The organism is Bradyrhizobium sp. SZCCHNR1098 (genome assembly GCF_032489375.1).
Lineage (GTDB): Bacteria > Pseudomonadota > Alphaproteobacteria > Rhizobiales > Xanthobacteraceae > Bradyrhizobium.
The window spans coordinates 581,650-603,359 of sequence record NZ_JAUEXY010000002.1; the positions used below are offsets into that span (position 1 = coordinate 581,650).

General features: G+C 65.8%; 20 protein-coding genes. 13 read left to right on the forward strand and 7 right to left on the reverse strand.

The features are described from left to right. The first annotated feature begins 23 nt into the window (after positions 1–23). The 6 genes from QX135_RS06925 (at position 24) to QX135_RS06950 (ending at position 5,925) form a co-directional block, all read left to right on the forward strand. Positions 24–608, forward strand: a complete 585-nt coding sequence (locus QX135_RS06925) for an amino acid synthesis family protein (protein WP_315776216.1) — start codon at positions 24–26, stop codon at positions 606–608. Positions 609–634: 26 nt separating this feature from the next. Then, positions 635–1,837, forward strand: a complete 1,203-nt coding sequence (locus tag QX135_RS06930) for an ABC transporter substrate-binding protein (RefSeq protein WP_315776217.1) — start codon at positions 635–637, stop codon at positions 1,835–1,837. Between the two features lie 183 nt (positions 1,838–2,020). Then, a complete protein-coding gene (locus tag QX135_RS06935) occupies positions 2,021–3,907 on the forward strand; it encodes an ABC transporter permease (RefSeq protein WP_315796892.1) in 1,887 nt (628 codons plus the stop codon). Further along, positions 3,904–4,695, forward strand: coding sequence for an ABC transporter ATP-binding protein (locus tag QX135_RS06940; RefSeq protein ID WP_315740913.1), 792 nt, complete (start codon positions 3,904–3,906; stop codon positions 4,693–4,695). Before QX135_RS06935 ends, QX135_RS06940 begins: the two co-directional genes overlap by 4 nt. Continuing rightward, positions 4,692–5,396, forward strand: a complete 705-nt coding sequence (locus QX135_RS06945) for an ABC transporter ATP-binding protein (RefSeq protein ID WP_315740912.1) — start codon at positions 4,692–4,694, stop codon at positions 5,394–5,396. Before QX135_RS06940 ends, QX135_RS06945 begins: the two co-directional genes overlap by 4 nt. Before the next feature lie 13 nt (positions 5,397–5,409). Continuing rightward, the gene (locus QX135_RS06950; RefSeq protein ID WP_315796893.1) at positions 5,410–5,925 is read left to right on the forward strand and encodes a MarR family winged helix-turn-helix transcriptional regulator; all 516 of its coding nucleotides are present in this window, start codon (positions 5,410–5,412) and stop codon (positions 5,923–5,925) included. A gap of 272 nt (positions 5,926–6,197) precedes the next feature. Here the strand turns inward: QX135_RS06950 and QX135_RS06955 are convergent, their stop codons facing one another. Next, positions 6,198–7,394, reverse strand: a complete 1,197-nt coding sequence (locus QX135_RS06955; RefSeq protein WP_315740910.1) for an amidohydrolase family protein — start codon at positions 7,392–7,394, stop codon at positions 6,198–6,200. A gap of 318 nt (positions 7,395–7,712) precedes the next feature. Between QX135_RS06955 and QX135_RS06960 the strand changes: the two genes are divergently transcribed. From QX135_RS06960 to QX135_RS06970, 3 genes are all read left to right on the forward strand, one after another. Further along, a complete protein-coding gene (locus QX135_RS06960; RefSeq protein WP_316177262.1) occupies positions 7,713–8,594 on the forward strand; it encodes an aldose 1-epimerase family protein in 882 nt (293 codons plus the stop codon). A gap of 316 nt (positions 8,595–8,910) precedes the next feature. Then, a complete protein-coding gene (locus tag QX135_RS06965) occupies positions 8,911–9,330 on the forward strand; it encodes a hypothetical protein (protein ID WP_315740909.1) in 420 nt (139 codons plus the stop codon). A 189-nt stretch (positions 9,331–9,519) separates the two neighbouring features. Next, positions 9,520–10,341, forward strand: coding sequence for an aldo/keto reductase (locus tag QX135_RS06970; RefSeq protein WP_315782498.1), 822 nt, complete (start codon positions 9,520–9,522; stop codon positions 10,339–10,341). Between the two features lie 80 nt (positions 10,342–10,421). Here the strand turns inward: QX135_RS06970 and QX135_RS06975 are convergent, their stop codons facing one another. Together QX135_RS06975 and QX135_RS06980 are read right to left on the reverse strand one after the other, a co-directional pair. Next, complete coding sequence (locus tag QX135_RS06975; RefSeq protein ID WP_315740907.1) at positions 10,422–10,649, reverse strand: hypothetical protein; 228 nt, start codon at positions 10,647–10,649, stop codon at positions 10,422–10,424. Positions 10,650–10,787: 138 nt separating this feature from the next. Further along, positions 10,788–11,237 (reverse strand): hypothetical protein, encoded by a 450-nt coding sequence (locus tag QX135_RS06980; protein ID WP_315776220.1) that lies wholly within the window; start codon positions 11,235–11,237, stop codon positions 10,788–10,790. 170 nt (positions 11,238–11,407) lie between these two features. Here QX135_RS06980 and QX135_RS06985 point away from each other — a divergent pair, with 170 nt between their 5' ends. After that, a complete protein-coding gene (locus QX135_RS06985) occupies positions 11,408–12,688 on the forward strand; it encodes an amidohydrolase/deacetylase family metallohydrolase (RefSeq protein WP_315740905.1) in 1,281 nt (426 codons plus the stop codon). 11 nt (positions 12,689–12,699) lie between these two features. On the opposite strand, the gene QX135_RS06990 is transcribed toward QX135_RS06985, so the two are convergent. Then, on the reverse strand, positions 12,700–13,938 hold the full coding sequence (locus QX135_RS06990; RefSeq protein ID WP_316234002.1) for a PLP-dependent aminotransferase family protein: 1,239 nt from the start codon (positions 13,936–13,938) through the stop codon (positions 12,700–12,702). A gap of 176 nt (positions 13,939–14,114) precedes the next feature. On the opposite strand from QX135_RS06990, the gene ribB reads away from it, so the two are divergent. The 3 genes from ribB (at position 14,115) to QX135_RS07005 (ending at position 17,604) form a co-directional block, all read left to right on the forward strand. Further along, on the forward strand, positions 14,115–15,191 hold the full coding sequence (gene ribB, locus QX135_RS06995) for a 3,4-dihydroxy-2-butanone-4-phosphate synthase (RefSeq protein ID WP_315740903.1): 1,077 nt from the start codon (positions 14,115–14,117) through the stop codon (positions 15,189–15,191). Between the two features lie 64 nt (positions 15,192–15,255). After that, positions 15,256–16,470 carry an acyl-CoA dehydrogenase gene (locus QX135_RS07000; RefSeq protein ID WP_316234003.1) on the forward strand — a complete coding sequence of 405 codons (1,215 nt, stop codon included), beginning with the start codon at positions 15,256–15,258 and terminating at the stop codon, positions 16,468–16,470. A gap of 219 nt (positions 16,471–16,689) precedes the next feature. Continuing rightward, a complete protein-coding gene (locus tag QX135_RS07005; protein ID WP_316234004.1) occupies positions 16,690–17,604 on the forward strand; it encodes an MBL fold metallo-hydrolase in 915 nt (304 codons plus the stop codon). Positions 17,605–17,684: 80 nt separating this feature from the next. On the opposite strand, the gene QX135_RS07010 is transcribed toward QX135_RS07005, so the two are convergent. The 3 genes from QX135_RS07010 to QX135_RS07020 all read right to left on the reverse strand — a co-directional run bounded on the left by QX135_RS07010 (position 17,685) and on the right by QX135_RS07020 (position 21,656). Beyond that, positions 17,685–18,545 carry a DUF1499 domain-containing protein gene (locus QX135_RS07010; RefSeq protein ID WP_315715519.1) on the reverse strand — a complete coding sequence of 287 codons (861 nt, stop codon included), beginning with the start codon at positions 18,543–18,545 and terminating at the stop codon, positions 17,685–17,687. A gap of 133 nt (positions 18,546–18,678) precedes the next feature. After that, positions 18,679–19,896, reverse strand: a complete 1,218-nt coding sequence (locus tag QX135_RS07015; RefSeq protein WP_316234005.1) for an MFS transporter — start codon at positions 19,894–19,896, stop codon at positions 18,679–18,681. A gap of 131 nt (positions 19,897–20,027) precedes the next feature. Continuing rightward, positions 20,028–21,656 (reverse strand): fatty-acid--CoA ligase, encoded by a 1,629-nt coding sequence (locus tag QX135_RS07020; protein ID WP_315740900.1) that lies wholly within the window; start codon positions 21,654–21,656, stop codon positions 20,028–20,030. Between the last annotated feature and the right edge of the window lie 54 nt (positions 21,657–21,710).

The following is a 21,710-nucleotide window of genomic DNA, read 5'->3' on the forward strand; positions in this document are numbered from 1 at the left end:
TGCCAGAATACGAAGGGTCGACGATGAGCGCCGTCATCAGAAAGATCGTGACCGTGGTCGAGGAAGTCCATCAGGAGATGGGCCGGACCGTGTCGCCGCCGACGCGGCGGGCTGCGGCAGTGGCGGTGATCGAGAATCCGTTTGCCGGCCGCTATGTCGAGGACCTGTCGCCGCTGATCGCGATCGGCGAGGAGCTCGGCGAGATGCTGGCCAAGCGCGCGGTCGCCGCGCTCGGCATTGAGGGCCCGGCCGCGCACAGCTATGGCAAGGCGGCGGCCGTCGGCAGCGATGGCGAGCTGGAGCATGCGGCCGCGATCCTGCATCCGAAGATGGGGGCGCCGGTGCGCAAGGTGCTCGGCAAGGGCGCGGCGCTGATCCCGTCGTCGAAGAAGCGCGGCGGCGTCGGCTGCACGCTCGACATTCCGCTCGGCCATAAGGATGCGGCCTTCGTGCGCAGTCATTTCGACGGCATGGAGGTGCAGATCAACGACGCGCCACGCGCCAATGAGATCATGGTCGCGCTCGCGGTCACCGACAGCGGCCGTCCGCTGCCGCGCGTCGGCGGGCTCACGGTCGCCGAGATCAAGGGCGAGGACGGTCTACGGTAATTCGACTCAACATGGAGGCTGAAGGGATGCGACGGAGAACGATGCTTGCGGCAGGCCTGGGCCTTGCCGTCGCGGGACTGACGAGCGCGGCTCGCGCCGAGGACGTCATCAAGATCGGCGAGATCAACAGCTATTCGCTGCTGCCGGCGTTCACCGAGCCTTATCGCAAGGGCTGGCAGCTTGCGGTCGAGGAGGTCAATGCAGCCGGCGGCATCAACGGCAAGAAGCTCGTCGTCGTCTCCAAGGACGACAGCGGCAAGCCGGCCGATGCGCAGACCGCAGCCAACGAACTGGTCTCGAGCGAGAACGTCGCGATGCTCGCCGGTACGTTCCTGTCGAACATTGGCCTCGCCGTCAGCGACTTCGCCAACCAGAAGAAGGTGTTCTTCCTGGCGGCCGAGCCGCTGACCGACGCCATCACCTGGGCGAAGGGCAACAAATACACCTTCCGCCTGCGTCCGTCGAACTACATGCAGGCGGCGATGCTGGTGGAGGAGGCCGCCAAGCTTCCCGCCAAGCGCTGGGCCACCATTGCGCCGAACTATGAATATGGCCAGTCGGCCGTCGCGGTGTTCAAGAAGCTCTTGTCGGAGAAACGGCCCGACATCCAGTGGGTGGACGAGCAGTGGCCGCCGCAGGGCAAGATCGACGCCGGTCCGGTGGTGCAGGCCGTCGCCGCCGCCAATCCGGAGGCGATCCTCAACGTCACCTTCGGCGCCGATCTCGTGAAGCTGGTCCGCGAAGGCAACACCCGCGGCCTGTTCAAGGACCGCAAGGTCGTCAGCTTCCTGACCGGCGAGCCGGAATATCTCGATCCGCTCAAGGAGGAGACGCCCGAGGGCTGGATCGTCACCGGCTATCCCTGGTACTCGATCAAGACGCCCGAGCACGACGCGTTCCTGAAGGCGTATCAGGCCAAGTACAACGACTATCCGCGGCTCGGCTCGATCGTCGGCTACCAGACCATCAAGTCGGCGGCCGCCATTCTCGCCAAGGCCGGCTCGACCGATACCGACAAGCTGATCGCCGCGGCCGAGGGACTGTCCGTGCCGTCGCCCTTCGGTGAAATCACGTTCCGTAAGATCGACCACCAGTCGACGCTCGGCGCTTACGTCGGCAAGACCGCGCTGAAGGACGGCAAGGGCATCATGGTCGACACCGTCTACCGCAAGGGCTCGGACTATCTGCCTGGTGACGCGGAAGTCGGCAAGCTCCGGCCGAAGGACTGATCCACACGATCCTGCTTCTCCCTCTCCCGCAGGGGGAGAGCGGGCGGGGTGAGGGAATACGACGCCTGATCTACAGGTTCGGGCCGAGATCCCTCACCCCACGCTTGCTCGTCAGCTCTCTGAAGGAGCGCCCGAGCGCAAATGCGGCTCATCGATTCGACGATCTCCTCATGCGGACTGCCCATGGCCTTCTACTTCGTCCAGTTCCTGACCGGCCTTGCCAGTGCAGCCTCGCTGTTCCTGGTGGCGTCGGGACTGTCGATCATCTTCGGCGTCACCCGCATCGTGAATTTCGCCCATGGCGCGTTCTACATGCTCGGCGCTTATGTGGCCTTTTCGCTCACCGAGCGGCTGTCCGGTCCGCTCGGCTTCTGGGGCGGCATCGTCGTGGCGGCGCTCGTGGTCGCGGCCATCGGCGTGCTCGTCGAGATCGTGCTGCTGCGCCGGATCTATCACGCGCCGGAGCTGTTCCAGTTGCTCGCGACCTTCGGCTTGACCCTGATGGTCGAGGATCTCGTCGTGCTGATCTGGGGACCGGATGATCTGGTCGGCCGCCGCGCGCCGGGATTGAAAGGTGCGGTCGATTTCTTCGGTCAGAACATCCCGAGCTACGACCTGTTCCTGATCGCGCTCGGTCCGATCGTGCTCGGTGTGCTCTGGTTGCTGTTCCAGCGGACTCGCTGGGGCATCCTGGTGCGCGCGGCGACGCAGGACCGCGACATGGTCGCGGCGCTCGGGGTCAATCAGAAGTGGCTGTTCACCTCGGTGTTCGCGGTCGGCGTCTTCCTCGCCGCGCTCGGCGGCGCGCTGCAGATCCCGCGCGACGCGGTCCATCACGCGATGGATCTGCGCATCATCGTCGAGGTGTTCGTGGTCGTCGTGATCGGCGGCCTCGGCAGCATCCTCGGCGCCTTCGTTGCCGCGGTTCTGGTCTCGGAGCTCAATGCCTTCGGCATTCTCATCTTCCCCACGATCTCGCTGATCCTGGTGTTCCTGGTGATGGCCGTCGTGCTGGTCGTGCGGCCCTGGGGCCTGTTCGGCAAGAAGGAGGCGCCGGCGCGGCGCACACCCGGTCTCACCGTCATTCCCTGGCGTCCGCTGAGCTCGGTCGAGCGGCTGGCGTCTCTCGTCGCGCTGGCGCTGGCGGCGATGCTTCCCTTCATCGCCGGCAACTACGCGCTGACCGTCGGCGCCGAGATCGCGATCTTCGTGATCTTCGCCGCGTCGCTGCATTTTCTGATGGCGGTCGGCGGGCTCGCCTCGTTCGGTCATGCCGCCTATTTCGGCCTCGGCGCTTACGGCGTCGCCTTCCTCGCGAAGATGGCGGGGCTGCCGATGATCGCCTGCCTCTTGCTGGGGCCGCTGCTCGGCGCGCTTGGTGCGGCCGTGTTCGGCGCCTTCGCCGTCCAGCTTTCGGGCGTGTATTTCGCGATGCTGACCTTGGCCTTTGCGCAAATCGTGTGGTCGATCGCGTTCCAATGGGTCGCGGTCACCGGCGGTGACAACGGCATTCTCGGGCTCTGGCCGGAGAAATGGGCCGCGTCGCCGTCGCACTTCTACTGGCTCGCGCTCGGCGTCTCCGCGTTCGTCGTCAGCGTGCTGCGTCTGATCACCTTCTCGCCGTTCGGCTACGCCTTGCGCGGAATGCGCGACTCTCCGCTGCGCAGCGAGTCGATCGGCATCAACGGCAAGCGCATCCAGTGGACGGCGTTCATCATCGCCGGCACGACGGCCGGCCTCGGCGGTGCGCTGTTCGCCTATCTCAAGGGCAGCGTCTTTCCGGACAACATGGGCATCTCGCTGTCGGTCGATGCCCTGGTCATGGTGCTGCTGGGCGGCGTCGAGACGGTGCCCGGCGCGATCTTCGGCGCCATCGTCTACAAGGCGCTCAACATCTGGCTGGTCAGCCAGACCGACTGGTCGAAGCTCGTGCTCGGCATCTTCATCGTGCTGATCGTGGTGGTGTTCCCGAAAGGCATCGTGGGCGTGGTCGAAACCGTCATGCATCGGCGCCGCGCAGCGGCCCCCAAGGGGGCTTCGCTGTCGGCCAAGATGGAGGGCGCACAATGAGTCTCGGCGTGTCGCTGCTCTCGGTCGAAGGCCTGTCTAAATCCTATGGCGGCATTCACGCCGTCCGTAACGTGTCGTTCACGCTGCAGGCCGGCGAGATCCTCGCGCTGATCGGTCCGAACGGCGCCGGCAAGAGCACCTGCTTCGACATGCTCAACGGCCAGAACGTGCCGGACAGCGGCCGCATCACCGTGATGGGGCAGGAGACCACGGGGCGCAAGCCGCGCGAGGTCTGGCGGCTCGGAGTCGGGCGGACCTTCCAGATCACCGCGACCTATCCGACCATGACGGTGCGTGAGAACATCCAGGTCGCGCTGGTCTCGCATCATCGCCGCCTGTTCGATTTCTGGAGCCCGATGCTTGCCATCGAGCGCGACGAAGCAGATCGCCTGCTCGATCTCGTCGGCATGGCCGGCTATGCCGAGCGTCCCTGCGGCGAGCTCGCCTATGGCGACCTCAAGCGGCTGGAGCTCGCGATCGCGCTCGCCAACCAGCCGAAGCTGCTGCTCATGGACGAGCCGACCGCCGGCATGGCGCCGCGCGAGCGCGTCGAGTTGATGCGGCTGACCGCCGGAATCGCGCGTGAGCAGTCGATCGGCGTCCTTTTCACGGAGCACGACATGGACGTGGTGTTCGAGCATGCGGACCGCATTCTCGTGCTCAATCGTGGCAGTCTCATTGCCGAGGGATCGCCAGCCGAGGTGCGGGCCAATCGCGAGGTGCAGGCGATCTATCTCGGCGAAGGCCTGCTGTATGATGCGGATCATCGCGAGGGAGCTCCGGCATGAAGCTGTCCGTCGCCAATCTCAACAGCCACTACGGTCCTGCGCATATCCTGTTCGACATCGGCCTCGAGGTCGGCGAGGGCGAGGTGGTGGCGCTGCTCGGGCGCAACGGCGCCGGCAAATCGACGACCTTCCGCTCGATCGTCGGCCTGGTCGAGCTGCGCGAGGGCCAGATCATGTTCGAGGGCAAGGACATCTCGTCCGCGCCGACCCATGAGATCGTCCGTGCCGGCCTCGGCTATGTTCCGGAAGAGCGCAGAATCTTCACCGAGCTGACGGTGGAGGAGAATCTCGAGGTCGGGCGCCAGAAGCCGCGGCCCAATGCCCCGCAATGGACCCGCGAGAAGTTGTATCAGCTGTTTCCAAATCTCGGCGAGATGAAGAGTCGCCCGGGCGGCCGCATGAGCGGTGGTGAGCAGCAGATGCTGACCATCGCCCGCACGCTGATGGGCAATCCGTCGCTGGTCCTGCTCGATGAGCCCTCGGAAGGCTTGTCGCCGAAGATCGTGGAGCAGATGGTCGATGCGATCCTGACCATGAAGAAGGAAGGCGTCTCGCTGGTCGTCTCCGAGCAGAACCTGCATTTCGCGAAGCTGATCTCTGACCGCGCCTACATCATCGAGCGCGGTCGCATCTGCTTCTCCGGCACCATGGCCGAGCTCGACGCGCGGCCCGACATCCGCGACGCGCATCTGTCGATCTGAGGCGAGGAAAGATATGGCCAAGAGCGCCCCGCTGAAGCGGTCGACAAAAGCGGCGACCAAGACGACGCCGAAGCCACAGGCCAAGCAAGCCGCGAAGGCTGCGCCAAAGCCGGCCCGCACGGCCTATGTGCTGGACGACCAGATCGGCTTCATCCTGCGGCAGGTGTGGCAGCGCCACACCATGATCTTCGCGCGCGACATCGGCAGCAACCTGACGCCGACGCAATGGGCGGCGCTGTCGAAGCTGGTCGAGACCGGACCGTGCTCTCAGAACCAGCTCGGACGGTTCACGGCGATGGATGTCGCGACCATCAAGGGCGTGATCGATCGGCTGACGGCGCGCGGTCTCACTGAAACCAGCCCGGACCCGCAGGATGGTCGCAGGCTGTTAGTCAGCCTGACCCGCGCCGGCCAGCAGCTCGCGGAGAAGACCGCACCGCTCGCGCTGGCGATCTCCAAGGAGACACTGGCGCCGCTCGATGCGAAGGAACGCGAGACGCTGCTGTCGCTGTTGAACAGGCTGCGGTAGTCGCCACGAGCGCAGGTCGTGTAGGGTAGGCAAAGACGCATTCGCGTAGCGAATACGTCGTGCCCACCATCTATGCTGCGACGAAGACGCTGGGTGCGTCGCACACGGCGCTGGCGCGTCGCGCGCGCCTTTGCCCAACCTTGCTACGCAATCTTCATCAAACTCACGGCGTCATTGCGAGGCGCCCTTGCGCCGAAGCAATCCAGAGCTTCACATGCGGCCCTGGATTGCTTCGCTGCGCTCGCAATGACGGCGGAGAAAGCCGGTCGATCCTATTTCGCCACGATCTCCGGGATCTTCGTCGCCGGCGGCGTGTTGCGGCTGCGCTGGGTGCGGACGATGCCGTCGATGATGGTCATGCCGATGCCCGGGAGGTCGCCGAGCTGGACGCTGTCGAGCAGCGTCTTGGCCGGCGAGTGCTGCGCCTTGTCCATGATGACGAAATCGGCGGAGCGGCCGATTTCGATCAGGCCGCAGTCGAGCTCGCGCATCCGCGCGGTGTTGCCGGTGGCGAAGCAGAACGCGATCTCGGCCGGCACGTCGCCGAGCGAGGACAGCAGCGACACCATGCGCAGGATGCCGAGCGGCTGCACGCCGGAGCCGGCCGGCGCGTCGGTGCCGAGGATCACGCGGTTGAGCTCGTTCATCTCGCGCGCGGTGCGCAGGGTGAACAGCGCCGAACGCTCGTTGCCGTTGTGCACGAGCTCGAGCCCGGCCTTGCAGCCCTCGCAGATGCAGCGGATCTGGTCGTCGGGCAGGGCGGTGTGGCCGCCATTGATGTGCCCGATGACGTCGGTGCCGGCCTCCAGCACCACGTCCTTGTCGATCAGGCCCGAGCCGGGGATCGACGGACCGCCGGTGTGGATGGTGCTCTGGATGCCGTATTTGCGTGCCCAGCCGACCATCTTGCGTGCGGTGGGGCCATCCTTGACGCCGCCGAGACCGACCTCGCCGAGCAGCTTGACGCCAGCCGCGGCGAGCTCCTTGAAGTCGTCCTCGACCATCTCGCATTCGATCACGGGCGCGCCGGCATGCACCTTCACGCCGCCGGGCCGCAGGGTCCAGAACGCGCGCTGCGCGAAGATCGCCATCGCCTTCAGGCCGACGACGTCGCGCGGACGGCCGGGCATGTGCACCTCGCCGGCGGAGATCATCGTAGTGACGCCGCCATGCAGATAGGAGTCGATCCAGTTGGTCTGGTTCTGCCGCGGCGTCCAGTCGCCGGCGACGGGATGGACGTGGCTGTCGATCAGGCCCGGCGCCACCGTCGTGCCATGAGCATCGACGATGGTCGTCGCGCCTTCGGTGTCGACGTCCTTGAAGCGGCCGATTCCCGTGATCTTGCCGTTCTCGGCGACGATCGTGTCGGCATCCAGGATGGGCCGTTCCAGTGCGCCGGACAGCATCAGGCCGATGTTGCGGATGACCAGCTTGCTGGGACCGGTCGCTTGCGGCGCGTCATGGGCCATCGGGATATCCTTCTCTCCTGGCAAAGAATTTGCGGCAGTTTGCGCCTGCACGCGGCGCAGCATCAAGCCGGTTTCGGTCATTCGTACACGAATGATCAGGGCCGGCAAGCTGCGGCCTGCACGAAGATTTGGCGCGGGTTGCCTACCCTTCAGACACAGCGCGGGCCCTATGAGTGCGGCTTCGGTCCTGTGTTCGACATTCCCGTGCCCTGTGCTTGTGGCGGTGGTCTACGCGCTGGTGATGAACCGCACCCCTGGACGTTGCTGCCGCAATCCGGCATCACCTCGTGCGATTCTTTTGCGACGTCGGTGACGGCAATGAGCGACGACCTTCACACGATCAGCGCGGGCGGCATCACTGCCGCGGTCAAGGCTGACGGCGCCGAGCTGTGCTCGTTGAAGACGGGCGGGGGCCTGGAGTTGCTTTGGCAGGCCGGAGCCGCCTGGCCGCGCCATGCGCCATGGCTGTTTCCGATCGTCGGCCGACTCAAGAATGACCAGCTCCACCACCGCGGCCAAACCTATCCGATGACGCAGCACGGCTTCGCCCGCGACCTGCGATTCACCTGGCTGGAGCGCGGGGCCGAGTCGTGCGTGTTGCAGCTGACCGACAACGAGACGACGCGGGCGCGCTATCCGTTCGCCTTCCGTCTCACGGTGAGCTACCGGATCACCGCTGATGCGCTGGACGTGGCGGTCGAGATCGCCAACCCCGGCGCGGAGGTTCTGCCCGCCTCGTTCGGCGGCCATCCCGCCTTCAACTGGCCGCTGCTCCCCGGCCAGCCGAAGGAGAGCTACCGGCTGATTTTTGCAGAGCCGGAGCCGGCGCCGATCCGCCGTCTGACTGGCGGTTTGCTGCGCGAGCGGCCGGAGCCTTCACCGATCGAGGGGCGCGTTCTCCCGTTGAGCGAACGTCTGTTCGACGACGATGCCGTGATCCTCGATCAGCCGGCCAGCCGTTCGGTTCGCCTCGTCGGAACCACAGGACCGGCGCTTGAGCTAACTTGGGATCATTTTCGTCAGCTTGGAATCTGGTCGAAGCCCGGCGGCGTGCCGTTCCTGTGCATCGAGCCGTGGCGCGGTTTCGCCAGTCCGCTCGATTTCGACGGCGAGTTTGCGGCCAAGCCCGGCGTCATGCACATCGCCCCGGACTCTGCAGAGACGCTGCGATGCCGCATCCGGGTCGACGGATTGGTATGACTGATGCTCGCAGCGCCCATTTGCGTGCACAGCGGTAACTGTGACTCGCAGTTTTGGGCCTGGAAATGACGGCGCCGTGACCTACATCAGAGACGAGCGCGGAACTTTGGCTATGATGCGTCGAACGACCGGCGGTTGGTGGGCGCTTTCTCCGAACTGATAACGGTCGATCATCGAACATGATGTGCGGCGTGATGTCAGGCGCTCTTGGCTGGCTCTTGCAGCCGGGCAGCGCTGCGAGTTCGCCATCGGCCGGCGTGCGGAGATCTCGCGGCGGGGCGCGTAAGTGGCGTTACGCGGGGAACGGGAGGATGGGATGGTGTTGAGAGCTGTTATCGGCACGATTACATGCGCCGTGTTGCTCACGGCGAGCGATGCTGTGGCGGGGGCCTATCGGCCGGGTGACTTCCTCAAGCTTGATCTGTCGAAGGCCGTGTTGTCGCCGGAGCCGCTCGGCCCCGAGGCGCATTTCGAACCTGTGCCTATCGAAGCCAAATCAGATCGACCTGCGGTCGCCGTCCGTTCCGCGATCGACCCGGACGAGCGCTCCGCCATCCCGCGCGCCGTCGCCACCCGGCGCGCTCAAGGCACCAGGACGGCCGAGCGGCCCCGCGGCGCCGCTCGCACCAAGCTCGTCCATCGGCGCGGCAATCCGCTGGACGCGCAGGCGATGGATACGCGCATCCAGACCTGGCCGTGCCGGCCCGGCAGCGGCGGCATCTGCAACTGGCGCTGAGCAGACAGGGTCGGCGTGCGCCTGCACGCCGGAACCGACCTCCCGACATCTTGATTGAGGTGGATGCCGGCTCGCTTGAACTCCCAAGCGGAGCGAAGGCAAGCTGAGCGCTTCCCGCCAAGGTCTTGATGTTTCGAGGCTGCCGCCGGCGTTGGCTGGCGAGTGGTTCGCGCGATTCCAGGAGAATTCATGAACGCCATCGACACCCAGGGTATTCGTCTGCCCAAGCTCGGGCTCGGCACCTTTCGCATGCAGGGCACCGTCTGCCGCGAGGCCGTCGAGAGCGCGCTCGCGCTCGGGTACCGCCACATCGATACTGCCGAGATGTACGCCAATGAGGATGCGATCGGCGCCGCGCTTGCGGCCGCGTCTGTACCGCGGGCTGAATTGCATGTGACCACGAAGGTCTGGCCGGAGAACCTTGCGCCGGATGCGATCCGACGCGCGTTCGACACGAGCTTGAAAAAGCTCAGGCTGGAGTTCGTCGACCTCTATCTCATCCACTGGCCGGCCAAGGGAATGGACCTGCCGGCTGCGCTGGAGACACTGTTGAAGCTGAAGGAGGAGGGGCGCACGCGCGCGGTGGGCGTCGCCAATTTCACCGTCGCGCTGCTGAAGCAGGCGGTCGAGGAGATTCGGGCGCCAGTGGCGTGCAACCAGGTCGAGTATCACGTGATGCTCGATCAGTCGAAGCTGATGGCTTACATGGCGAGCCGGTCAATTCCCCTGGTGGCTTATTGCCCGCTGGCGCAGGGACGCGCCGCCGCCGACGAGACGCTGGGGGCCATCGGCAGGAAGCATGGCGCCAGCGCCGCCCAGGTCGCGCTGAAATGGCTGTTGGACCAGGATGGGGTGGCGGCGATTCCCAAGGCAGCGCGCCCGGAAAGTCAGCGGGCGAACTGGGATGCGATGAAGCTTCAACTCGATGATGAGGATCGTGCCACCATCGCGTCCCTCCCGAAGGACAAGCGCTTCGTCAATCCGGCCTTTGCGCCGGACTGGGATCGCTGACGACCGTGCCATCGGGCCGGGGTGAATGGACCACAGAAAATGGCCCCTTGCGGGGCCATTGCTGCGTCGAAGTCCGCGGATCAGTCGCGCTTGATGATCACGGTGCGGTCATGATGGCGGTGGAGCGGCCGGACATAGTGGTGAGGCCGGTACTCACGATGCATGCGGTATTCGGCGTGGGAGCGATCCCAGCCGTGGTGGTAGTGATGGCCGCCACGCTTGATGACCACCGTTTCCGCGTTGGCGATCGACGGTGCCGCGAGAGCGACGACTGCAAGGGAAGCGAGCGCGAGAGCGATTTTCTTCATGTTGTCCTCCAGAATGAAAGTGCGGGATCAACTTGAAGTGTGAAAGAACGTTCCGCAGGACCTTCCACGAAGTTGCTGAATACACGTTCAGATTTGGTCTTCACGCTTGCGGGCGAGCTGCGTCTCGAGCCTGCCGCGTCAGTCGCACTTCCTGAGCGCTGGCGTCGGCTTGCCGTTGGCGACGAAGCGCGCCTCGCGAATGGTATAGCTGCCGTCCTCGCCACGATTGAATACCGAGCGGATGCCGCCGTCCGTCGTCTTGATGATCCCATTCTCGCGCGTCTGGCGCGCCCTCGACAGGACGATCGAGAGGACTAGAGTCTGGTCGGGTTCGATCCGCGCGGTGGCGACCTCATTGACGTCGGAGGGATCATGGTCGCGGCGATAGACCAGGCTGCCGTCCGGCGAGATCTCGTAGGAGATGATGGCGCCGCGGCCTCTGACCGGAGGCGCACCGCAATCAGCAGCCCAGGTTCCGATCAGGCCCCACGCACGTGCCACCTCGGCCGTATCGTCCGCCGAGGCGGCCGGCGCAAAGGATGATGCGAGCAGGAGGATTGCGAGCAGGCGTTGGGAGATCGAGGTCATGGGGTCTCGCAGGAATGTCGTCCGTCCATCTTAATGCACCGCGTCAACGGCGCAATGTCGGACCTGCGAGATAGGCCCGAAGCGTCGATCTTCCGGTGCGGGTCTTGCCGGAGCCGCCGACAAGGCGCATGCTATCGGCAACTACAAATAAGATGTGGGGGAGGCCGAGCATGTCCGCGCTGTCGCGCCGTCATTTCCTGTTGTCTTCCGGAGCGGCCGCCATGGCTGCGGTGTCGGGCCCGGCTCACGCGGCGATGGGGCCGGCCGACAAGTTCGACCTTCTCATCAAGGGCGGCGACGTCATCGATCCCAGCCAGGCCCTGCGCGGCCGGCGCGACATCGGGATCCGCTGGGGCGTGGTCGAGGCCCTCGAACCGGACATTCCGGTCGAGCGTGCGCTGCGGTCGATCGACGCTGCCGGCCGGCTGGTGATGCCGGGCCTCATCGACCTCCACAGCCACGTCTATCCCTATGGCTCGGCGATCGGGATTCCGCCGGACGAGCTCGTGCAATTCCAGGGCACCACGACGGTCGTCTCGGCCGGCGATGCCGGGGTGAACAATCTGGCGGCGCTGCGCCGCTTCATCGCCGCCCAGTCGCGCGCCCGCATCTACGCCTTCGTGCATATCGCCAACAATGGTCTGTCGGCATTTCCGGTCGCGGAGCTCTATAACATCGACAACGCCCAGGTGGATGCCTGCGCCATGGCGCTGGCCGAGAACCCGGACTTTCTGCTCGGCGTCAAGGTGCGGATGTCGGAGAACGTGATCTTCAAGCATGGGCTCGAGCCGCTGAAGCGCGGCATCAAGGCCTGCGAGTTGTGCGGCTGGCCGGCGCGGATGATGGTGCATATCGGTGGGGTCGAGACCGGCGAGTTGATGTCGCAGATCCTGGACCTACTGCGCCCCGGCGACATCCTGACCCATGCCTATTCCGGCGCGCCGAACATGGGCGGCGCCTTCACCAACATCGTCCAGGACGGCAAGCTGCTGCCCGCGGCGCTCGCCGCCAAGCAGCGCGGCGTGCTGTTCGATGTCGGCCATGGCGGCGGCAGCTTCGATTTCACCGTGGCCGAGGTCGCGATCCCCGGCGGCTGCGGCCCGGACACCATCTCCTCCGACATCCACGTGTTCTCCGGCAATAGCCCGGGCATGCCGTTCCTGCCCAACGTGATGGCGAAATTCATGGCGATGGGACTCTCGCTGGAGCAGGTGGTGAGCATGGCGACCTCGGCGCCGGCCAAGATCATCAACCGTGCGCCGAAGATCGGCAGCTTGCAGGTCGGCGCGCCGGCCGACGTCGCAATCATGGACCTGGTCGAGGGTCCCGTCAGCTTCGTCGATACCCGCGGCAACAAGCGCGAGGGCAAGCTGCAGCTCAAGCCGGTGCAGACGGTGATCAATGGCGTGCCGTTCGGACGGCCCTACCAGTCGCCATTTTCGGTGCGATGAGCAGCGCGCGATCACTCGATCGCGCGCGTCCGCTCCACATTGGACGAGCGCAGTGGCACGCCGAACTCCTCCCGGCAGACGTCGGCGAGCACCGCGATGCCCTCGCGGATGTCCTGATGCGAGGGGCTGGCGAAGCACAGCCGCAGGCGGCTCCGCGCATGCGCGGCGTCGGTGGACCATTCCGGTCCCGGATTGATCGACACGCCGCGCTTGAGCGCGGCCTGTGACAGCTTCATCGCGTCAACCTGGTCCGGCAGCTTGAGCCAGAGGAAGATTCCGCCCTTCGGCGCCTCGAACTCGGCGGCGGTGCCGAACTCGGCGTTGAGCGCCTCGATCAGGGTGTCCAGCTTGGCGCGCAGGCCCCGCACCAACTGCGGCACGTGGGTCGCGAAATGCGGCCTGCAATATTCCGCGAGCACCATCTGCTCCAGCGCGCCCGAGCCGGCATCGGTCTTGAGGGACAGCAGCACCGACATGATCTCCCAAGGGGCGACCAGGAAGCCGACCCGCAACGCGGGCGCGACCGACTTCGAGAACGACCCGAGATGGATCACCCCGCCATGGTCGGACATGCCGTGGATCGCGCGGGGCCGTTTGCCATCCCAGATCAGGTCGGCGTAGCAGTCGTCCTCGAACACCGGCACACCATAGGCGCGCGACAGCCATAGCAGCTCGGCCCGGCGGCTTTCCGGCATGATGGTGCCGGTCGGGTTCTGCACCGTCGGAATGGTATAGATGTATTTCGGCCGGATGCCGCGATCCCTTAGATCGGCCAGCACCGTCGCCAGCGCATCCGTTCGCATGCCGTCCTGGTCGAGCGGGATGCCGATGACCTTGACGCCCAGTCGCGCCAGCCGCGTCAGCGTGCCCTGGTAATTGTCCTGCTCGACCAGCACGGTGTCGCCGCGCGTGAGCAGCGCCTGGTTGACGAGGTCGAGGCCCTGCAGCGAGCCCGAGAGGATCATGATGTCGTCGGCGCGCGCCGACATGCCGGCGTCCCGCGTCAGCTTGGCGGCAAGGAATTCCCGTAGCGGCCGGTAACCTTGAGGCCCATGCGCGAGGCCGTAGGTAGCCAGCGCGCGTCCCTCGCGGGCGAGCACGGCGTCGGCGGCCGCGCGCAAGCCCTCCACGGGCACGGCATCGGCGTCGTTGTTGCCACCGACGAAGCTGTATTTTGCGAGTCCCGTCCAGCGCGCGGCCGGTGCGGGCAGGCCGGGGCTGAGGAGGGGTGCAAAATCGAATGCGGCCATGAGGCGCGGCTCCCTTGTTCTCGATTTGAGGCGACTTTAAACAGATACCGGGGCGCTTGTCCTCGCAGGGCAGGTCCTTTTCCCGGGGGAAGGCGACCTTCGAACGGCGGTTCCACCGCTCTGGCGCGCGCCTGCGATCCCGGCTAAAGCAGCCCGGAAAAGCAGCGAGACTTGCAATGGCCGACTCGATCCAGGAAGTTCTGTACGCCTTCGCCAAGGGTGAGATGGTCGTCGTGACCGATGACGACGACCGCGAGGGCGAGGGCGATCTCATCGTCGCCGCCTCGCTCTGCACGCCCGACAAGATGGCGTTCATCATTCGCCATACCTCGGGCATCGTCTGCGCGCCGATCACGGCCGACGACGCGCGGCGGCTGCGGCTCGACCCGATGGTCGCGCACAATGATTCCAACCACACCACGGCCTTCACCGTCTCGATCGACTACAAGCCGGACGGTGGCACCGGCATCTCGGCCGAAGAGCGCGCTTCCTGCTGTCGTGCGCTCGCCAACCCGAATGCCGGCGCCGCTGATTTCGCGCGCCCCGGCCACATCTTCCCATTGATCGCGCGCGACGGCGGCGTGCTGCTGCGCTCCGGCCACACCGAGGCGGCAGTCGATCTCTGCAAGCTCGCGGGGCTCCCGCCGGTCGGCGTCATCTCCGAGTTGATGAACGACGACGGCACGGTGATGAAAGGCGAGCAGGTCGTTCGTTTCGCCGCGGCCCACAATCTCAAGCATGTCACCATCGCCGATCTGATCTCGTACCGGCAGGCGCGCGAGAAGCTGATCGAACGGGTGTCGACCTTCACGACCGACAGCCCGATCGGGCCGCTGCAGGGCTTCGCCTACCGCTCGCCGTTCGATCCGATCACCCACGCCGCGTTCGTCTATAACGGCATCGGCGACGGCAAGAACGTGCTGACGCGGCTGCACAAGCCCAACATCGTGAAGGATCTGATCGCAGGTCCGCAGCGTATCCAGGCGGTGCTGCAGCACTTCAAGCAGGCCGGTCGCGGCGTGCTGATCTATCTGCGCGACGGCGCGGCCGGCGTTCCCGTCGAGCCGGTCGAAGAGCCGCACACCGCGGAGGCCGATCGCCATCGTCAGTGGCGCGAGGTCGGCGTCGGTGCGCAGATCCTGCGTGATCTCGGCGTGACCTCGATCCGGAACCTGACGTCGTCGGCGCATGACTACAAGGGCCTGTCGGGTTTCGGCATCGAGATCGTCGCCAACGAGCGGCTTGAAGGCTGAACCTCCAGGATTTAACCTCTAGACTGCTGCGACCCGTGCGCAGCGAGACGCGAAAGGACCATTCATGAGCGCGCGCCCTCAGGCAAAGGACAAGCCGGCCCAGTCGAGCTTCCAGTGGGACGATCCCTTCCTGCTGGACGATCAGCTGACCGAGGACGAGCGCATGGTGCGTGACACCGCGCGCGCCTACGCCCAGGACAAGCTGCTGCCGCGCGTGACCAAGGCCTATCTCGAAGAGAAGACCGACCGCGAGATCTTCAACGAGATGGGCGAGCTCGGCCTGATCGGCATCACCTTGCCGGAGGAATATGGCTGCGCCAATGCGAGCTACGTCGCCTATGGCCTCGTGGCGCGCGAGATCGAGCGGGTCGATTCCGGCTATCGCTCGATGAACTCGGTGCAGTCCTCGCTGGTGATGTATCCGATCTACGCCTATGGCGACGAGAGCCAGCGCAAGAAGTATCTGCCGAAGCTCGCCAGCGGCGAATGGGTCGGCTGCTTCGGCCTCACCGAGCCGGATGCCGGCTCCGATCCGGCCGGCATGAAGACGCGCGCCGAGAAGGTCGCCGACGGCTACCGCCTGACCGGCAGCAAGATGTGGATCTCGAACGCGCCGATCGCCGACGTGTTCGTGGTGTGGGCCAAGTCGGCCGCGCATGACAACCAGATCCGCGGCTTCATCCTCGAAAAGGGCATGAAGGGCCTGTCGGCGCCGAAGATCGGCGGCAAGCTTTCCTTGCGCGCCTCGATCACCGGCGAGGTGGTGCTGGACGGCGTGGTGGTGCCGGAGAGCGCGCTGCTGCCCAACGTGTCCGGCCTGAAGGGGCCGTTCGGCTGTCTCAACCGCGCCCGCTACGGCATCTCCTGGGGCGTGCTCGGCGCCGCCGAGGATTGCATGCATCGCGCTCGCCAGTACACGCTCGACCGCAAGCAGTTCGGCAAGCCGCTGGCTGCCACGCAGCTGGTCCAGAAGAAGCTTGCCGACATGGAGACCGAGATCGCGCTCGGCCTGCAGGCCTCGCTTCGCGTCGGCCGCCTGATGGACGAGGGCAAGATGGCCCCGGAGATGATCTCGATCGTCAAGCGCAACAATTGCGGCAAGGCGCTCGACATCGCCCGCGTCGCGCGCGACATGCACGGCGGCAACGGCATCTCGATCGAGTATCAGGTGATGCGCCATGCCGCCAACCTCGAGACGGTCAATACCTACGAGGGCACGCACGACGTCCACGCGCTGATCCTCGGCCGCGCCATCACCGGCATCCAGGCGTTCTTTTAGTCTTCGTCGTTCCGGGGGCTCTGCAGGAGTCCCCAACTGTCATCGTCCGCCCCCGGGTCTCGCCTTTGGCGAGCTTGAGGACAGGCTCCAGCGGACGATCCGGTACTCGGAAACAACAGGATCAGTCGAGATGTCGCGGCGTACCGAATGCCCCGCCTGCGCGGGGCATGACGTCCGAGAAACGGGTCATCAAGTGCCCGTCGAAAGATGAGGCAAGTGATGGCCGAGGAAGACGTCCCGTTCAACCGTCATTTCCCGCTTCCCGCGGGCGTCGTCGAAGAGGTGCGCCCCGGCATTCGCCGCGTCCTCTGCAACAATCCGAGTCCGTTCACCTTCACCGGCACGGTCAGCTACATCGTGGGTACCGGCAACGTCGCGATCATCGATCCCGGCCCGGACAACGAGGCCCATGCGCAGGCGCTGCTCGATGCCATCAGAGGCGAGACGGTAACGCACATTCTGGTGACGCACACCCATCGCGATCACTCGCCGAACACCGGCCGGCTGAAGGCCGCGACCGGCGCCTCCGTCTATGCGGAGGGCCCGCATCGCGCCTCGCGGCCGCGCTACGAGAGCGAGAAGCACAATCCGGAATCCGGCGTCGACCGCGACTTTGCGCCGGATGTCACCGTTGCTGACGGCGACGTGATCGAAGGGCAGGGCTGGCAGCTCGAAGCCGTGGCGACGCCCGGCCATACCGCCAACCATCTCGCCTTCGCCTGGGGCGAGCGCGGCACCACTTTCGTCGGCGATCACGTGATGGGTTGGGCGACCTCGATCGTGGCGCCGCCCGACGGCGCGATGGTCGACTACATGGCCTCGCTGGAGCGGCTCGCCGCGCGACCTGAGGAGTTGTATTTCTCAGGCCACGGCCCGGAAATTCCGGAGGGACCACGCTACACGCGCTTCCTGATGCGCCACCGCCAGGCGCGCGAAGCCTCGATCCTGCATCGTCTCGCCAAGGGCGAGGCTGACATCCCGACGATGGTGCGCGCGATCTACATCGGCATCGACCCGCGGCTCACCACGGCGGCGGGCTACTCCGTTCTCGCCCATCTGGAAGACCTCGTCGCCCGCGGCATCGTCGCAACGGAGGGCGATCCGGTGATCGGCGGGACGTATCGGCTGGTGTAGCGGATAGCGAGTAGGGGAAGAGTGCGAGCCGGGAAGACTTCATTCCCTATTCGCTACTCCCTATTCGCCATTCGCCCCGCTCACTTCTTCACCGTTTTCGCATTCCCCTTCGCCGCCACCGGCGGCGGCGTGACCTTCTTCACCGGCTTCTGCGCCTCGGCCTCGCCGGCGTTGGACAGGTCCTCGATCAGCTTGGTCACGCGCGCGGCGTTGCTGCCGATATCGGACTCGAAATAGCGCGAGGCGGAGCGGACGTCGACGCGGGAATCCTCGCCGTCGGGCTGGATGCGGATCGAGATGTCCTCGCGGAAGCCCATGATCGGCGTGCGTGCGACCGCCTCGATGCGGCCGACGCGGCGCGGCGGCTGCGGCGCGCGCTCGTCGACCACGAACCATTTGCGCCGGTTGACCAGCTTCAGGGCGATCGCGTAGGCGCGATCGGGCGGCAGCTCGATCTGCACCGGCTCGATGTCCGGATAGAATTTCTGCTGCTGCTCGGCTGAATACAGCCCGGCATAGACGGCCGTGTTAGTGCCGTCGCCGTTGCGGAGCGGCGCCAAAGCCTCGAAGCGCGGCGGATCGATCGGGTCGGTGGTGATGTCGTAGATCTTCGGCAGCTTGCGGTACTGGAGCGCGAGGTAGGCCGGATAGGCCAGCACCACAGCGTCGATCATGAAGGCGAGCAGAATCCGGCTCATGCCGCGGCTGCCGTTGCGCCAGATCGCGACGAAGGCGGCAAGCCCGAGCAGGATCGACAGCACGGCAAGCCCCAGCGCGCCGAAGAACGTCGCCAGCGCCGGCTTCATCTCCAGAAAATCGAAGCGCAGGATCAGGATCGAGACCAGCACGGCGACGACCGAGAACACCGCCAGATTGCGGGTCCAGGTCGCGAGGCTGGAAATCGGCTCCGACAGATAGGGGGCGTGAAACCTGCGTGCCATCGTGTCAGGAACTGCCGGGTTGGGCCGCTGCCTGCATTGCGCCGGGCGGCCGGGTCATCCGTGTGAGACCACGCGGATGGGGTAAATTCAAGAGGCGTCTGGTCCGGAGAGGGCGGATGATCCGGACACCGTCTCAGGTGCTTTCGCTGGGGCGGACGCGCAAGGCCGTCAGCATCAACAGGACGGTCGCGATGGAGAATGCTGCGCCGGTCGTGAACGTCGCCTGCGGCCCATAGGCGTGCCACAGCCAGCCCGCCAGCAGGCTTGCGACGAGCAGCGCACCGCCGGTGACGAGGTTGAAAAGGCCGAAGGCGGTGCCGCGCAAGTCCGGTAGGGCGGTATCGGCGACCATCGCCGAGAGCAGCCCCTGCGACAGTCCAAGATAGAGGCCCCAAAGCGCGACGCCGATCGCGGTGCCGATCGGGCCGGGCAGGAATGCCAGCGTCAGGTCGGCGGCTGTCAGCACGACGAGGCCACAGGTCAGCACGTTGCTGCGGCCGATATGGTCGGAAAGGATTCCGGCCGGCATGGCCACGCCGGCATAGACCAGGTTCATCAGCACGTAGACCAGCGGGATCAGGAATAGGGGAAGGCCGTCGGCCTGCGCCTTGAGCACCAGGAACGCCTCGCTGAAGCGGGCCAGCGCGAATACCGCGCCGATGGCGACCACGATCCAATAGGCGCGTGGTAGCCGGCGCAGCTCGCGCGCATGGATCGGCCAATCGCGGCGCGGCACAGGCGCGGTCTCCACCGGTTCGCGCAGGCCGAACAGGATCAGCAGCACGGCGAGCGCGGCCGGCAGTGCCGACCACCAGAACACCGCGCGGAAGTCGTTGGCGTAGAGCGCCATCAGTGCCACGGCGAGGAGGGGGCCGGCAAAGGCGCCGACGGTGTCGAGCGCCTGGCGCAGGCCGTAGCTCGCGCCGCGGATGCCTTCCGGCGTCACGTCGGCGATCAGCGCGTCGCGCGGCGCCTCGCGGATGCCCTTGCCGATGCGGTCGACGAAGCGCGCGGCGAGGATCTGCCACGACGTGCTGGCGAGCGGAAACACCGGCTTGGTCAGTGCCGCCAGCCCATAGCCGATCCCGACCAGAAGCTTGCGCTTGCCGATCCGGTCCGACAGAGCGCCGGAGAACACCTTCGTGACCGCCGCGGTGGCCTCGGCCACGCCTTCGATCAGGCCGATGGTCACCGTAGAAGCGCCGACCACGGTCGCGAGGAAGATCGGCAGCAGCGCGTGGATCAGCTCCGAGGAGATGTCCATCAGGAGCGACACCAGCCCGAGCGTCAGCACCGTCGACGGCACGTCGCGCCACGTCGTGCGCGCGGTCCGTGGTCCTGTCGTGTTCATCACGGCATTGTAGCGATTGGATCTCGTCGAGCCTTGCGCCACGTCAACGCTGTATGCCGGCTGCAATGCAGAACGGCCTCCCCGGTGATGGAGAGGCCGCTCGAAGTGATGCGCCGTTGGACGTGGCCTGCTCAGGCCGCGGCGTTGGGGAAGCGATAGCTCTTGAACTGGTCGCGCAGCGCGGTCTTCAGGATCTTGCCGGTTGCCGTGTGCGGAATGCCGTCGACGAAGGCGACGTCATCGGGCATCCACCATTTGGCGATCTTGCCTTCCATGTATTTCAGGATGTCCTCGCGCGTCGTCGTCTGGCCGGGCTTCAACTGCACGATCAGCAGCGGGCGCTCATCCCATTTCGGATGATAGACGCCGATGACGGCAGCCTCGGCGACGGCGGGATGGCCGACCGCGAGATTCTCCAGGTCGATCGAGGAGATCCATTCGCCGCCGGACTTGATGACGTCCTTGGAGCGGTCGGTGATGCGCATGTAGCCATGTTCATCGACGGTGGCGACGTCGCCGGTGTCGAAGAAGCCTTCCTCGTCGAGGATGTTGCTGTCGACCTTGTAGTAGGCCTTCGACACCGCGGGACCGGAGACCTTGAGCCGACCGAAGGTCTTGCCGTCCCACGGCAGCTCGGTGCCGGCATCGTCGGTGATCTTCATCTCGACGCCGAACGGAGGGAAGCCCTGCGTCTGCAGCACGTCGAGCTTGGCGTCGCCGTCGGCGCCGAGGAATGGCGGCTTCAGGGTGGCGAGCGTGCCGATCGGGCTCATCTCGGTCATGCCCCAGGCGTGACGCACGCCGATGCCCATGTCGAGGAAGGCCTGGATCATCGAGCGAGGCATCGCCGAGCCGCCGCACACCACCATCTTCAGATGCGGCAGTTTGAGGTTATGCGCCTGCATGTGCTGCAGCAGCATCAGCCACACCGTCGGCACGCCGGCGGTGTAGGTCACCTTCTCGGTGTCGAGCAGCTCGTAGACGGACGCGCCGTCGAGCTTGGGGCCGGGCATCACCAGCTTGGTGCCCATCGAGGGAGCGGAGAAGGCAATGCCCCAGCTGTTGGCATGGAACAGCGGAACCACCGGAAGCATTGTGTCTGCTGCGGACGTACCGAGTGAATCCCGGCTATTGGCCATCAACGCATGCAGCACGTTGGACCGATGCGAATACAGCACACCTTTCGGATCGCCCGTGGTGCCGGACGTGTAGCACATCGCGGCTGCGGTGTTCTCGTCGAAGGTCCCCCAGGCGAAATCGCCGTCGGCCTCGCCGATCCACGATTCGTAGGCGACGGCGTTCTTGAGCGTCGTCTGCGGCATGTGTGCGGCGTCGGTCAGCACGATGTAGCGCTCGACGCTCGGCAGCTTGTCGGCGAGCTTCTCGAGGATCGGCACGAACGTCAGATCGGTGATGACGATGCGGTCCTGGGCATGGTTGATGATCCAGCCGATCTGCTCGGGAAACAGGCGCGGATTGACCGTGTGGCAGATCGCGCCGATTCCCATGATGCCGTACCAGACCTCGAGATGACGGCCGGTATTCCAGGCGATGGTGGCGACGCGGTCGCCCAGCTTGATGCCGTCGCGCGTCAGCTTCTGCGAGACCTTGAGAGCGCGGTCGTGGATTTGCCGATAGGTGGTGCGAACGATGGGGCCTTCGACCGAGCGGGTCACGACCTCCTGGGAGCCGTGGATTGTCGCCGCATGCTCGATGATCCGGTGACAAAGCAGGGGCCAGTCTTGCATCAAACCAAGCATCAGGTCGTTCCTCCGGTATTCGCTTGCAGCGAGGGTCTTTTGGTCTCTTTGGTC

What these genes read in the sequence shown, in the direction of transcription:
- QX135_RS06925 (WP_315776216.1), top strand. Translation starts at nt 24, where the DNA reads ATGAGCGCCGTCATCAGAAAGATCGTGACCGTGGTCGAGGAAGTCCAT.
- QX135_RS06930 (WP_315776217.1), top strand. Translation starts at nt 635, where the DNA reads ATGCGACGGAGAACGATGCTTGCGGCAGGCCTGGGCCTTGCCGTCGCG.
- QX135_RS06935 (WP_315796892.1), top strand. Translation starts at nt 2,021, where the DNA reads ATGGCCTTCTACTTCGTCCAGTTCCTGACCGGCCTTGCCAGTGCAGCC.
- QX135_RS06940 (WP_315740913.1), top strand. Translation starts at nt 3,904, where the DNA reads ATGAGTCTCGGCGTGTCGCTGCTCTCGGTCGAAGGCCTGTCTAAATCC.
- QX135_RS06945 (WP_315740912.1), top strand. Translation starts at nt 4,692, where the DNA reads ATGAAGCTGTCCGTCGCCAATCTCAACAGCCACTACGGTCCTGCGCAT.
- QX135_RS06950 (WP_315796893.1), top strand. Translation starts at nt 5,410, where the DNA reads ATGGCCAAGAGCGCCCCGCTGAAGCGGTCGACAAAAGCGGCGACCAAG.
- QX135_RS06955 (WP_315740910.1), bottom strand. Translation starts at nt 7,394, where the DNA reads ATGGCCCATGACGCGCCGCAAGCGACCGGTCCCAGCAAGCTGGTCATC.
- QX135_RS06960 (WP_316177262.1), top strand. Translation starts at nt 7,713, where the DNA reads ATGAGCGACGACCTTCACACGATCAGCGCGGGCGGCATCACTGCCGCG.
- QX135_RS06965 (WP_315740909.1), top strand. Translation starts at nt 8,911, where the DNA reads ATGGTGTTGAGAGCTGTTATCGGCACGATTACATGCGCCGTGTTGCTC.
- QX135_RS06970 (WP_315782498.1), top strand. Translation starts at nt 9,520, where the DNA reads ATGAACGCCATCGACACCCAGGGTATTCGTCTGCCCAAGCTCGGGCTC.
- QX135_RS06975 (WP_315740907.1), bottom strand. Translation starts at nt 10,649, where the DNA reads ATGAAGAAAATCGCTCTCGCGCTCGCTTCCCTTGCAGTCGTCGCTCTC.
- QX135_RS06980 (WP_315776220.1), bottom strand. Translation starts at nt 11,237, where the DNA reads ATGACCTCGATCTCCCAACGCCTGCTCGCAATCCTCCTGCTCGCATCA.
- QX135_RS06985 (WP_315740905.1), top strand. Translation starts at nt 11,408, where the DNA reads ATGTCCGCGCTGTCGCGCCGTCATTTCCTGTTGTCTTCCGGAGCGGCC.
- QX135_RS06990 (WP_316234002.1), bottom strand. Translation starts at nt 13,938, where the DNA reads ATGGCCGCATTCGATTTTGCACCCCTCCTCAGCCCCGGCCTGCCCGCA.
- ribB (WP_315740903.1), top strand. Translation starts at nt 14,115, where the DNA reads ATGGCCGACTCGATCCAGGAAGTTCTGTACGCCTTCGCCAAGGGTGAG.
- QX135_RS07000 (WP_316234003.1), top strand. Translation starts at nt 15,256, where the DNA reads ATGAGCGCGCGCCCTCAGGCAAAGGACAAGCCGGCCCAGTCGAGCTTC.
- QX135_RS07005 (WP_316234004.1), top strand. Translation starts at nt 16,690, where the DNA reads ATGGCCGAGGAAGACGTCCCGTTCAACCGTCATTTCCCGCTTCCCGCG.
- QX135_RS07010 (WP_315715519.1), bottom strand. Translation starts at nt 18,545, where the DNA reads ATGGCACGCAGGTTTCACGCCCCCTATCTGTCGGAGCCGATTTCCAGC.
- QX135_RS07015 (WP_316234005.1), bottom strand. Translation starts at nt 19,896, where the DNA reads ATGAACACGACAGGACCACGGACCGCGCGCACGACGTGGCGCGACGTG.
- QX135_RS07020 (WP_315740900.1), bottom strand. Translation starts at nt 21,656, where the DNA reads ATGCTTGGTTTGATGCAAGACTGGCCCCTGCTTTGTCACCGGATCATC.